Source organism: Aminobacter sp. P4_D5, from assembly GCF_056401815.1.
Window position 1 is genome coordinate 1 of record NZ_JBFUIP010000062.1, and the last position, 12762, is coordinate 12762.

Genomic DNA, 12762 nt, shown 5'->3' on the forward strand with positions numbered 1-12762 from the left:
CCCGGAAACCAGCCCGGCCCCTACTCGCCGCTGAAGGAGCAGAACGTCGACCGCTACGTCAGGTGGTACGCCCGCCAGATGGGCGCCTGATCCTCCCAAGACAAGGSCACATCATGCTCTCCAGGCCGGAAATCCTGCTGCAGATTGCAGAAATCAGGGCGCTCACCGCAAGGGTCTCGGCCTATCGGCTGGTCTCGCCCCATAGTGAGCGCCTGCCGGCCTGGGAAGCTGGCGCGCATCTCAACTTCCGCCTGCCGAGCGGCCGTGCCAGATGCTACTCGCTATGCGGCGACCCCGCGCAGACGTCCGAATACTGGATCGCCGTGCAGCGCGAGGAGCAGGGCGAAGGCGGTTCGCTGGAGGTGGCGGAAGCCTTTTCGCGCGGCGTTGTGGTTCGCGCCGATCCGCCGCGCAACGGGTTTCCTCTCGCCGCGGATGCGCGGCACCATATCCTCATTGCCGGCGGCATCGGCATCACGCCTGTTATCGCGATGATCCATCATCTCAAGGCCGCCAAGGCGAGTTTTTTCACCCATTTCTGCGCTCGCTCCATGGAAGAAGCGGCGTTCGGCGAATTCATTGTCGATGAGGTCAAGGCCGGTCGCGCGGCCTTGCATCACGACGGCAATGACCCGGCAAAGCGCCCTGACATGGCGGCACTCGTCGGTAAGGCGGCGGACGGCGTGCATGCCTATGCCTGCGGCCCGGCAGGCTTCCTCAAGGCTTTCGCCAAGGCGACCGAAAACTGGCCACGCGAACAGGTGCATGTCGAAAGCTTCGCGCCTGAGGAAAAGATTGAGGCGGGCGACCGGTCCTTCCAGGTGAAGATCGCCTCGAGCGGTGCGGTCATCGACGTGCCCAAAGACAAGTCGCTGCTCGCGGCCCTGACAGCGGCCGGCCACCGCATCGAGACGAGCTGCCGGCAAGGCATCTGCGGCTCCTGCATGGTCGGTTACCTCGAGGGCGAGCCTGACCACCGCGACACCGCACTCACCCAAGACGAACGACGCGAATTCCTCACCGTCTGCTGTTCGCGCGCCAATTCACCACTGCTTGTTCTCGACCTCTGATGAAATTGCCGGCGAACACCGGCTGAGCAATCCTGAAATCTCCTCGCAGCCGCAAGCCCACCTTGGAAAGTCAAAGCATGTCCAGCAAAGTCCCCTCGCACGCCCGCATCGTCATTGTCGGCGGCGGCGCCCTTGGCACCTCCATCGCCTATCACCTGGCCAAGATGGGTGAAAAGGACGTCCTGCTGCTTGAGAAGAACGTGCTGACAGCGGGCTCCACCTGGCATGCCGCCGGACTGATGGGGCAGCTGCGCAGCAAGGTGAACCTGACGCGCCTGATGCAATACAGCGCCGATCTTTGCGCTAAGATCGGGGCTGAGACCGGCCAGGATGTCGGCTGGAAGAATGTCGGTAGCCTGCGCCTTGCCGCCTCCGACGCGCGCTGGGAAGAGCTGAAGCGCGCCCATACCGCTGCCAAGAGCTACGGCTTCGACATGGAGCTGGTTGGACCCGACGAGGTCAAGAAACTGTTCCCGCTGGTCGACACCAAGGACCTGCGCGGCGCGACCTGGATCGCCTCGGACGGCCATGTCGATCCCTATTCGCTGACCCACGCCTACGCCAAGGGCGCGCGCAATGGGGGCGTGCGCATCGTCGAGGGCGTGACGGTTACCGGCTTCACCATCAAGGATCGCCGCATCACCGGCGTAAAAACCGCAGAGGGCGAGATCGGCTGCGAGATCGTCGTCAACGCGGCCGGGCTGTGGGCGCGCCAGCTTGGTGAACTCGCCGGCATCGACCTACCGATCACCGTTGTCGAGCACGAATATTTCGTCACCGAGAAATCATCAATGGTGCCCRACGACCTGCCGACCCTGCGCGACCCCGATGCCAATTTCTACGTCAAGCCGGAGCCGGGCGCGATGGCGATCGGCGGCTGGGAAAAGGAAACCCGCGCCGCCTATGGTCTCGGCAAGCTGCCGATGAGCTTTGGCCAGGAGCTGTTCCCCGATGATCTCGAGCGCATGTCGGAGGTGATCGAAGGTGCTGCCAACCGCATTCCGATCCTCAGTGAACTCGGCGTGCGCGCAGTGGTCAACGGCCCTATCCCGATCTCGGCCGACGGCGAGCCTGTCATGGGCCTTGCCGGCGACTATGAGAACTTCTTCGTTGCCTGCGGCTTCACCTCGGGCATCGCCGCATCAGGCGGTGCTGGCCGCGCCATGGCCAACTGGATCGTCGAGGGCGACCCCGGCATGGATTTGTGGGCCTTCGACTTGCGCCGCTTCGGCAAGCCGCATGGCGGCCTCGCCTATCTCAGGGACAGCGCCATCGAAGCCTATTCCAAATATTACGCCGTCGCCTGGCCGGAGGAGGAACGTTCGGCCTGTCGTCCGCTGCGCCGCTCACCGCTCTACCAGACCTTGACTGCGCAAGGTGCCGTCAACGGCGTCAAATTCGGCTGGGAACGGCCCAATTATTTCCTCAAAGCCGGTGAGGCAAAGCCCCCGCTCGAAACCTTCGAGCGCGCGCCTTATGCCGAGGTGATCGGCCGCGAGCACAAGATCGTGCGCGAGGGGGTGGCACTCGTTGACCAATCGTCATTTTCGAAATTCGAGGTCGCGGGACCGGGTGCGCTCGCTTACCTGCAGTGGCTGGCGGCAGCCAATGTCGACCGCGGCGAAGGCGCCGTGATCTACACCCAGCTGCTCAACAAGCGCGGCGGCATCGAGGCCGACCTCACCATCATGCGGCCGCGCGAAGACGTGTTCCAAGTCGTCACCGGTTCGGCCTTCGGCACGCGTGACGGCGGCTGGATCCGCAGTCACATGCCCCGCGACGGCTCGGTGAGCGTGCAGGATGTGACCGGTGCTTTCGGCGTCATCAATCTGTGCGGACCGCTTTCGCGCGACGTGCTCGCCAAGGTCAGCGAGGATGATGTGAGCAATGCCGCCTTCCCCTATATGAGCTGCCGCAACATCCGCGTTGGCTGGGCGCCGGTCATGGCCGCGCGCGTCACTTATGTCGGCGAGCTCGGTTGGGAATTGCATGTGCCCACCGAATACATGGCCTATGTCTACGAAGTGCTGAAGGACGCGGGTGCTGCGTTCGGCATCGCCGATGTCGGCTACAAGTCGATCTCCAGCCTGCGCATGGAAAAGCGCTACCTCTATTGGGGCGCCGACATCACGCCCGACGATACACCGCTGGAAGCCGGCCTCGGCTTTGCCGTGTCGATGAAGAAGGGCGACTTCCAGGGCCGTGAGGCGCTTGTGGCGCAGAAGGAACTTGGGCTTAGCCGCAAGCTGGCCTGCTTCCGGCTCGACGAGTCGCTATCGGTCTATGGTGGCGAAGCGATGTCGGTGAACGGTCGCATTGTCGGCATGACGACCAGCGGCGACTTCGGCCATACGGTGGGCGCGTCGCTGGTGTTCGGCTATCTCAAGGGCGAAGACATGGGGCTCAAGGAGATCGAGGTCGAGGCCTTCGGCCGCCGCAGCCGCGCAACCGTCGTCGAGCGTTGCGTGTATGATCCCGCCGGCGAGCGTGTCCGCATGTAACCGAACATGCGGGTCGGCTGCCACATATTGCAACATACGCTTGCTCGATGAGGCCAATATCGCCACATTGGCCTCATGTCCGACTCGCACAGCTCCAATGCCCGGGCGCTCGCGCCGCGCCGCCATGACGAGATCCTGAGGCGCCTTGCCGCCGACGGTTCGGTCGGCATCACCGAGCTTGCCAATTTCTTCGACGTGTCGCGGGAGACCATCCGCCGCGACATGAAGCATCTAGCCGAGCGCGGCCAGCTCGATCTCGTCCATGGCGGGGCGACGCTATTCGAGGCAACCGAGCCAGCGCTCAACGAGCGCAGCCAGGAAAACGCTGCCGGCAAAGCTGCCATCGGCCGCGCCGCGGCCAATCTGGTCGAGGACGGCATGGTCGTTTTCCTCGATTCCGGCACCACCACACTTGCGGTGGCGCACGCGTTAACGGGCAAGCAAAACCTGACGGTTTGCACCACAAGTCTGGTGATCGCGCTGCATATGTGTCGCCAGCCGCATGTGCGCGTGCATATGCTGGGCGGCGAAATCGACCCGTCGGAAGAAGCCGCCATCGGCATCGATGCGCTGGAGGCGATCAGTCGCTTCCGCGTCGATGTGGCGTTTTTGGGCGGCGGCGGCCTGTCACCCGAGGGCGAGGTCACCGACTTCACCCGCAATGGCGCCGAGCAACGCTCGCGCATGGCGGCAACCGCGGCAAAAGCCTATTTCGTGCTCGACAGCTCGAAGTTCGGACGGCTGACGCCGCTGCGCATCCAGCGCTTCGAGCTTGCCGCCGGCGTCATCGTCGACGTCGCTCCCTCTGCTGCCATGACAGAGGCGCTGGAACGCAAGGGGCCGAAGGTGATTGTCGGCGATTGATGGCTGACGGCCGAGGCGGCCAGCCAAGACTTTTCAGGTCAGATTTCTACGCCGTTCCAGTTCCGCATCGGTTGGGGTCTCGAACTCGAACGAGCCGGTGATGATGTCGCCGTCGCGGACGTATTTGTTGACGATCACGCCCGTGCCGGAAACCTTCGAGGAAACCAGCTTCAGTGCCGACGGTAGTGTGCCGTCGCCGAACAGGCGCTTGCCCTTGCCGAGCACCAGCGGGAAGATCGAGATGTTGAGCTCGTCGACGAGGTCGGCAGCGAGCAGGGTCTTGAGGAAATCGGTCGAGCCCTGGGTCAAGAGATCCGGTCCGTCTTCGGCCTTCAGTCTTTGTAGAGCGGCAACGGCGTCCGCGCCCAGCGAATGGCTGTTCTGCCAGCCGAGTTTCAGGTTGGGATTGCGGGTCGCGACATATTTGTTGATCCTGTCGAACAGCGGACCGATCGGATCGTCTGCGGCGACATAAGGCCAGTGCGCGGCAAAGATGTCCCAGGTCTTGCGCCCGAGCAGCAGGTCGAAGGACTTGGCGAACATCTCGCCCACGGCTTCAGTCATCGTTTCGTCGAAATAGGGCGCGCCCCAACCGCCATATTTGAAGCCGCCGATCGGATCCTCCTCGGGGCCTCCCGGCGCCTGCATGATGCCGTCGAGGCTCATGAATGCACCCACCACGATCTTTCTCATGTCGTTCTCCTTCATCGCCCTTGCCGGCTCACGCTTTGAAGACGTTCGGCGGCGGTGCGTTCCGACAAGGCTAGCGAAATTTCCCTATATGGCAGCCCGCATGCAAGCCCGCCTTGGCTTGCGGTAGCGTTCACCTTCCCGACGGACGGTATCGTCTCACGTCTGCACGCTTGGTATGTGATTATTTGTTGCATTTTATGTTGCGTTTTGTGGCGACCGAGATAGAGTGCGGCCTTCACCTTTGGGAGGTTGTTTCATCATGGCGCAGGAATTCCCGACGCAGGCACGCGTCGTCATCGTCGGCGGCGGCATCATCGGCTGCTCGGTCGCCTATCACCTGACAAAGCTCGGCTGGAAAGACGTCGTGCTGCTCGAACAGGGCCAGCTCAGCGGCGGCACCACATGGCATGCGGCGGGCCTGGTCGGGCAATTGCGCAGCCACGCCAACATGACCAGCCTGATCAAATATTCGACCCAGCTCTACAGCGAGCTCGAGGCAGAGACGGGGCTTGCCACCGGCTGGAAAAACTGTGGTTCGCTGTCGGTTGCGCGAAGCGCCGACCGCATGACGGTGCTCAAGCGCACTGCCGCTTCGGCCCGCGCGCAGGGCGTCGATATCGAGGTGATTTCGGCCAGGGAGGCGCAGGAGAAGTGGCCGGTCATGGCCATCGACGACCTCGTCGGCGCCGTTTGGCTTCCGGGCGACGGCAAGGCCAACCCCACCGACCTGACCCAATCGCTGGCCAAAGGGGCGCGCAATCGCGGCGCCCGCGTCATCGAGCGCGTGCGTGTCACCGGCATCACCGTCAAGGACGGCAAGGCTTGCGGCGTCGAGACCGACAAGGGCAACATCGCAGCCGAGGTCGTCGTCAACTGCGCGGGCCAGTGGGCGCGCAAGGTCGGTGCGATGTGCGGCGTCACCGTGCCGCTGCATTCGGCTGAGCACATGTACATCGTCACCGGCAAGATCGAGGGCGTGCATCCCGATCTGCCGGTGCTGCGCGATCCCGACGGCTTCATCTATTTCAAGGAAGAGGTCGGCGGCCTTGTCATGGGCGGCTTTGAACCCGAGGCCAAGCCATGGGGCATGAACGGCATCCCCCACGATTTCGAGTTCGCGCTATTGCCCGACGACTGGGACCAGTTCGAGATCCTGATGCAGAACGCATTGGTGCGCGTGCCGCAGCTGGAAACATCAGAGGTCAAGAAATTCTACAACGGGCCGGAAAGCTTCACCGCCGACAACAATTTCATCCTTGGCGAAGCCCCGGAGCTCAAGAACTTCTTCGTCGGCGCCGGCTTCAATTCGATGGGCATTGCCAGTGCTGGCGGTGCCGGCAAGGCGCTCGCCGAATGGATCGTCAACGGTTCGCCGACAATGGATTTGTGGCCGGTAGACATCAGGCGCTTCGCCGGCTTCAACAACAACCCGCGCTGGCTTCACGACCGCGTCAAGGAAACACTCGGCCTGCACTATGCCATGCCGTGGCCGAACCGCGAGCTCGACAGCGCGCGGCCTTTCAGGCGCTCGCCGCTCTATGACCGACTCGCCGCCAAGGGCGCCTGCTTCGGCTCAAAAATGGGCTGGGAACGCGCCAACTGGTTCGCTGGCAAAGGTGAGAGGCCGGAGACCCAGTACTCCTTTGGCCACCAGAACTGGCACGATGCGGTCAAGCGCGAGATGAAGGCCGTGCGCGAGGCCGCCGGCATCTTCGACCAGACCTCGTTTGCCAAGATCATGGTGCAGGGCCGGGATGCCGCTTCGGCGCTCAACCATATCTGCGCAGCCGACATCGACCTCGACATCGGCCGCTCGGTCTATACAGGCCTGCTCAACGAGCGCGGCGGCTATGAGAGCGACCTGACCGTGATGCGGCTGGCGCGCGACAAGTTCTTGATCGTCACCGGCTCGGCCCAAGCCGTGCACGATGCTGACTGGATCAGCAAGAACATCCCCGAGGGCGCGCATGTCACGCTGACCGACGTCACCTCGTCTTATTCGGTGCTGGCACTTATGGGGCCGCGCTCGCGCGACATCCTGGCCAAGCTCACTTCGGCTGATCTGTCGAATGCCGGTTTCCCCTTCGCCACGATAAAGGAGATCGACGTCGGCTATGCCACCGCCTACGCCAACCGCATGACCTATGTCGGTGAACTTGGCTGGGAGCTGATCGTGCCGACCGAATTCGCCGTTGGCGTTTATGAAGCGCTGCATGAGGCCGGTCGCGACCTCGGCCTCACCGATTGCGGTTACTACGCACTCGAAGCACTGCGCATCGAAAAAGGCTTCCGCGCCTGGAGCCGCGAGCTTACGCCCGACATCAATCCCTACGAGGCAGGGCTTGCCTTCGCCGTGTCGATGGACAAGCCGGGCGGGTTTATCGGGCGCGATGCTCTGGTCGAGGCAAAGGCCAAGGGCAAGCTCACCCGCCGCATCGTACAGTTCACGCTCGATGATGCGGCTCCCATGCTGTGGGGCGGCGAGCTGATCCTGCGCGACGGCAAGCCTGTCGGCGAAGTGCGCTCGGCGAGCTACGGCCACACGCTCGGTCGCTCCGTAGCACTCGGGCTGATCGCACACGCTGAGGGCGTCGACAAGGCGTTCATCGAAAGCGGCCGCTACGAGATCGATCTCGCTGGCGAGCGCCACGCGGCGACCGCCCATCTCAAGGCGCCCTACGATCCAAAGTCCGAACGGGTGAAGGTCGACAGCACAGAGCTGCGCGCCGCGGCCTGACCTTTCCAACCTTCGATTCCACCCCCACTGCCCCTCCCGCCATAGGGAGGGGCTTTTTTTCGCAAGCGGTCAGGCCGGCGCGAGCTTGAGCATGGCGATGCCGGCGAGCACGGCAGCTATGCCACCAAGTCGTATGGGCCCGAGCGGTTCGCCAAACAGCACGACACCCATGACAACGGTTCCGGCCGCTCCGATGCCCGTCCACACCGCATAGGCCGTGCCAACAGGAAGCGTGTCCAGCACGCGGCCGAGCAAATAGACGAAAGCACCGAGAAGCAGGATGGAGACGATGCTCCATCCTGGCTTGGTATAGCCCTCGGCATATTTCATCGACACCGCCCAGGCCACATCGAGCAGCCCGGCGATCACCAGCAGGATCCAGGCGAGACCCTGGCTCATCATGCGGCGAGCTTCATACCTTCGGCCTGCATCGCCTCGCGCACCTTTGGCCGACTTCCGACGCGGCCCATATAGGCGCGCAGGCTTGGGAAAGCCGAGAGGTCGACTTTGGCAAAGCCCGACCAGCCGACGATGGTGAACAGATAGGCGTCGGCGACGGTGAAGCGTTCGCCCATCAGGAACGGGCCGGAAGCCGCGAGATGGCTTTCGACAAAAGCGAGCCGCTGGGCAATCTTGCCGCGCGCCACTTCCTGCGCCTGGGCCCCATATTCGGGATGGAACAGCCAGGGGCTGTACATCTTGTGCAGTTCGGTGGCGACGAAGTTGAGCCAGGACTGCGCCTGATAGCGTTCGCGCGTGCCGGCCGCCGGCGCAAGATTCGCTTCCGGTTTGAGGTCGGCGAGGTATTGGACGATCGCCGCACCTTCCGTGAGAAGCGAGCCGTCGTCGAGTTCGAGCACCGGAACATAGCCGTTGGGGTTGACCTTGGCGAAGTCATGACCGGAGCCGGTGACATGCGGTTTCCTAGATATGTCGACCCGCTCGATGTCGAGCGGGATGCCGGCCTCGAGCGCTACGATGTGGGGCGACAGCGAGCAGGTGCCGGTGGCGAAATAGAGTTTCATGATCTGTCCTCTTGGGTTCTGACCGTTTGGCCGTTGCTTCCGGGACAAATCTAGGCTTTGCGCATTCACAATACTCATTGGATCTTTGCCAATTGCGTTTGCATGACTGCAAGACCAGGGTGTGCTAGAAGGCACGCATGGAAGACTGGAACGAACTCAGGCTGGTGCTCTCTATAGCCCGCGCTGGCAGCCTCACCGCAGCAGCTGGAGTGCTCGGCATTGACCACTCAACGGTGTTCCGCCGGCTCAATGCTCTCGAACAGCGGCTGGCGGTGCGGGTGTTCGAACGCCTTCCCGGCGGCATCTATCAGCTGACACCTGCAGGCGAGCGCATGGCGGCCGCCGCGGAACGCATGGAGGACGAGGCGCTGTCCCTGGCGCGCGACATCGCCGGTGCCGACGGCCGGCTGTTGGGCCGACTGCGAGTCACCTCATCGGAGACTCTGGCCTACTCCAGGCTGACCAGGCACCTTGCCGCGTTCCGGCAGGTACATCCCGGCATCATGGTCGAACTGGTGATCGAAAACCGCGTGCTCTCCCTGTCGCGCCGAGAGGCCGACATCGCGCTGCGGCCGATCCGCCCTAAGGAAAGTGACCTGTGGGGCCGCAAGCTTGCCGGCGTCGCATGGACCTTCTTCGCATCCGCCGCCTATCTCCACGCCCATGGCGGACCGATCGAGGGCCCTGGCGACCTTGGCCGTCAATCGCTGATCGGCTGGGAAGAGACGGCGGGCGGCATCATGGCGGCCGACTGGCTCGACCGCGCCGTTGCGGCGGACGCTTTCGTCTACCGCACCAATAGCCTGGTCAATCAGGCAGTCGCCGCCAGGGGTGGCATCGGCATGGCGCTTTTGCCCTGCTATCTCGGCGACGGCGAGCCCGGTCTCGTCCGCGCGCTTGCCGCGCCTTTGCCCGAGCTTGCCGGCGAACTGTGGATCGTCACCCACTCCGACTTGAAAGGCACCGCGAGGGTCCGCGCGTTCTTCGATGTCGTCGGCGACGGCCTCGCCCGCGAACGCGACCTGTTCGAAGGCAGGCGCTGCTGAGCGGTGACCCTGTGTTGGGGTGGGCAGCCGGTAGCTTTTGGCGCGCGGGCTAAGCAACGCATTGGAGGATGCTGCAATTTACTCCGAAAACAACGCAGGCTTGCTCGACTGCAATCGAACCTAAATAATGGTTCCAAGCTGAAATCGAGAGAAGGCAAGGGAGAGGCAACGATGTTGTACGCTATCCTGGCGTATCACGCGGAGGGAGTGGTCGAATCCTGGACCGACGAGGAGGATGCGGCTTTGATGACGGATCTGCTGGAGATCAACGATCGCCTCGTCGAAGAAAAGCGCTTGGGTCCGGCGGCGCGTTTGGGGGCGAACAGAGCGCGCGGTGACCTTGAGAGGAAAAGGGCTCGGCTTCGTCACCGACGGTCCCTTTGCCGAGACCAAGGAGCAATTGCTCGGTTTCTACGTCGTGGACTATCCAACGATCGACGGAGCTGTCGCAGCGGCACGCGAATTGCGCTCCGCCAACCCGACTGCGGTGTATGAAATCCGGCCGATTTCGCTCTATGTCCCCGGCGTCCCAATGGCGGCGTGGGACGAGCACTAGCGAAGCTTTCGCCATCTGAACTGTTCGCCATTGCCTGTTCCGGCGCTACGGCGCTGACGTATGCAGGTTTTGCTTGACCAAGGCACTCGGTGATCGCCGGTTGCCCGGCACCGCAATCGTCTGCATGGCCCGGCGCACGCCTGGCATTTGAAGCTCACCAGCGCAAAGCAGCCGAGCCACGAGACATGCGCTCAGTGCCAGAAGCTGCAATAGGGTCGAAGCCGTTTTCATAGCTATCGCCGGTCAATAACGACCTGTCTGAAGCGTTGGCCACTTCAGCTCGCGGTTCGGTTGATTGGTTCTGCGAATGTTCGGATGCGGTCGTTCTGCCGATCAAATCCGAAGACTGACTATTCATAGCATGAAAAATTGTTTCACACTAGAGGAATCTCTTGGGGCGAGCGATAGCTTGGTAGGTGTCGAAGGCTGCATGCCGGAGCAATGTCGCTCCGGCATGCATGGGCCCGTCTCAGGCGCCTCTGAGATAGGGCATGACCTCCAGGACGCCGCGGTAGATCATCTCGCCGGCGACGTAGAGAATAATCACCAGGCCGACATAGGCGATCCAGCGATGCTTTTGCAGCAGGTTGGCGATGAAGCTGGCGGCAATGCCCATCAGCGCGATCGACAGAACCAGGCCGAAGACCAGGACGTTGGGGTGATCGCGGGCAGCACCTGCAACGGCAAGCACATTGTCGAGCGACATGGACACATCGGCGATGACGATCTGCCACGCGGCCTGCGCGAAGGTCTTGCGCGGGGCGGTGCCAGCGACCTTTCCGTCGCCATCGATATCCGCCTCGGAAAGTGCTTCGACGGCCTGCGTCTCTTCGGCATGGTTATGGCGAAGTTCGCGCCACATCTTCCAGCACACCCACAGCAGAAGCACGCCGCCGGCAAGCAGCAGGCCGACAATCTGAAGGAGTTGGGTCGTTGCCGCAGCAAAGCCGATGCGCAGCACGGTTGCTGCGATGATGCCGATGAGGATTGCTTTGGCGCGTTGATCCTTGGGCAGGCCGGCAGCGGCGAGGCCGATTACGATGGCGTTGTCGCCCGCCAGCACCAGGTCGATCATGATGACCTGGAGGAGAGCCGATAAGGCTTCGGGAGTGAATAGTTCTGTCATGCGGCACCCTTTGCTGTCGCTAGGGCGGCGTGGCTCGCACATGCTCTGCTTAGCGCGGAATCCGCGCGAAACTCGCCAAGTGCTGTCAAGGAGTACGGAACGTCAAAGCCAGGCCGCCGGATTGAAATTCCAGTCCGACATCACAGCCATTATTGACTGCCAGAGGGGCCCGGCCTGGTGACGGTTTGGTAATCGACCAAGGCGAGAAATTCAAGACAGAATGTGCGGTCGAAGCGCCGGTGGCCACACTTGCTTTCAACCCGCCGCCATCGACCGCGCAATATCCAAAAACACCCGCACCAGCTTACCCCCGCTGCGCTCCTTGAGGCAGATCAGCGCCTCATCCATCAGCATTTCGGGTGCAGCGATCGGGATCTGCACCAGCCGCGCGTCTTGCCCGAACTCAGCAGCGGAGACGAAGCCTATGCCAGCGCCCGACGCCACGATCTCGCGCACCGCCTCGCGGCCTTCCGCCTCGATCGCCGGCTTGAACTCGAAACCTTCCTTGATGGCCAGGTCTTCGAGCTTGGCGCGGGTCTTTGAGCCGCGCTCGCGCATGACCAGCGGCAGCAGGGACAGTTCGTGCAGCGACAGCGACTTGGCCGAGGCAAGCGGGTGGTCGGTGGATACGAAGGCAATGATCGGCGTCGAGTTCAGTTTGACCACCTCGAAATCGCGGCCGATGGGAATTTCGCCGAGCACGCCGATGTCCGCCTCGTAGCTGTAGAGGCTGGAGATGACGGTCTCGGTGTTGCCGGCGCGCACAGACACCTGGATGCCGGGATATTTTTGGCGGAACTGGCCGAGGATATGCAGCAGATGGTGAGCGGCGTCGGCGACGATGCGCAGCGTGCCCGAGCGCAGCGCGCGGGATTCCGACAGAAGCTCAAGCGCCTGCTGCTCGGTGTCGAACATGCGCCGCGTGATTTCGAGCAATTGCTGCCCGGCTGCCGTCGGCGTCACCTGCTTCTTATGGCGGTTGAAGAGCAGGACGTCGTATTCTTCCTCGAGCTTGCGCACCTGGTCGGATATCGCCGGCTGGGTGAGAAACAGCGTCTCGGCGGCGCGCGAAAAGCCGCCGCAAATCGCAACATAATGAAAAGCTCGAAGCTGTACGTAGCGCATGCCTACTCCCTGAAGTGAG

General features: G+C 62.9%; 10 protein-coding genes and 1 pseudogene. 6 read left to right on the plus strand and 5 right to left on the minus strand.

Annotation, left to right across the window (positions count from 1 at the left end; translation table 11 throughout):
- The first annotated feature begins 113 nt into the window (after positions 1-113).
- From AC1DWF_RS15275 to AC1DWF_RS15285, 3 genes are all read left to right on the plus strand, one after another.
- Entirely contained in the window at positions 114-1070 is a 957-nt protein-coding gene (locus AC1DWF_RS15275; RefSeq protein ID WP_476785898.1) for a PDR/VanB family oxidoreductase, read from the plus strand.
- Positions 1071-1147: 77 nt separating this feature from the next.
- Positions 1148-3571: a GcvT family protein gene (locus AC1DWF_RS15280; protein ID WP_476841806.1), complete on the plus strand. Its 2424-nt coding sequence runs from the start codon at positions 1148-1150 to the stop codon at positions 3569-3571.
- Between the two features lie 75 nt (positions 3572-3646).
- On the plus strand, positions 3647-4435 hold the full coding sequence (locus AC1DWF_RS15285) for a DeoR/GlpR family DNA-binding transcription regulator (RefSeq protein ID WP_476786361.1): 789 nt from the start codon (positions 3647-3649) through the stop codon (positions 4433-4435).
- A gap of 33 nt (positions 4436-4468) precedes the next feature.
- On the opposite strand, the gene AC1DWF_RS15290 is transcribed toward AC1DWF_RS15285, so the two are convergent.
- Positions 4469-5128: a dihydrofolate reductase family protein gene (locus AC1DWF_RS15290; RefSeq protein WP_476786360.1), complete on the minus strand. Its 660-nt coding sequence runs from the start codon at positions 5126-5128 to the stop codon at positions 4469-4471.
- A 259-nt stretch (positions 5129-5387) separates the two neighbouring features.
- Here AC1DWF_RS15290 and AC1DWF_RS15295 point away from each other — a divergent pair, with 259 nt between their 5' ends.
- Positions 5388-7865 carry a GcvT family protein gene (locus tag AC1DWF_RS15295; protein WP_476789341.1) on the plus strand — a complete coding sequence of 826 codons (2478 nt, stop codon included), beginning with the start codon at positions 5388-5390 and terminating at the stop codon, positions 7863-7865.
- A 69-nt stretch (positions 7866-7934) separates the two neighbouring features.
- Here the strand turns inward: AC1DWF_RS15295 and AC1DWF_RS15300 are convergent, their stop codons facing one another.
- Both AC1DWF_RS15300 and gstA read right to left on the minus strand, forming a co-directional pair.
- Entirely contained in the window at positions 7935-8264 is a 330-nt protein-coding gene (locus AC1DWF_RS15300; RefSeq protein ID WP_476786427.1) for a DMT family transporter, read from the minus strand.
- The gene (gene gstA, locus AC1DWF_RS15305; RefSeq protein WP_476786425.1) at positions 8264-8890 is read right to left on the minus strand and encodes a glutathione transferase GstA; all 627 of its coding nucleotides are present in this window, start codon (positions 8888-8890) and stop codon (positions 8264-8266) included. The genes AC1DWF_RS15300 and gstA overlap by 1 nt, the downstream gene beginning before the upstream one ends.
- 137 nt (positions 8891-9027) lie before the next feature.
- On the opposite strand from gstA, the gene AC1DWF_RS15310 reads away from it, so the two are divergent.
- Both AC1DWF_RS15310 and AC1DWF_RS15315 read left to right on the plus strand, forming a co-directional pair.
- Positions 9028-9936, plus strand: coding sequence for a LysR family transcriptional regulator (locus tag AC1DWF_RS15310; RefSeq protein ID WP_476786426.1), 909 nt, complete (start codon positions 9028-9030; stop codon positions 9934-9936).
- Between the two features lie 171 nt (positions 9937-10107).
- A pseudogene (locus tag AC1DWF_RS15315) lies at positions 10108-10492 on the plus strand (YciI family protein).
- Positions 10493-10961: 469 nt separating this feature from the next.
- On the opposite strand, the gene AC1DWF_RS15320 reads toward AC1DWF_RS15315, so the two are convergent.
- Both AC1DWF_RS15320 and AC1DWF_RS15325 read right to left on the minus strand, forming a co-directional pair.
- A complete protein-coding gene (locus AC1DWF_RS15320) occupies positions 10962-11618 on the minus strand; it encodes a TerC family protein (RefSeq protein ID WP_476786837.1) in 657 nt (218 codons plus the stop codon).
- A 255-nt stretch (positions 11619-11873) separates the two neighbouring features.
- Positions 11874-12743, minus strand: a complete 870-nt coding sequence (locus AC1DWF_RS15325) for a LysR substrate-binding domain-containing protein (RefSeq protein WP_476786838.1) — start codon at positions 12741-12743, stop codon at positions 11874-11876.
- Positions 12744-12762: the final 19 nt, after the last annotated feature.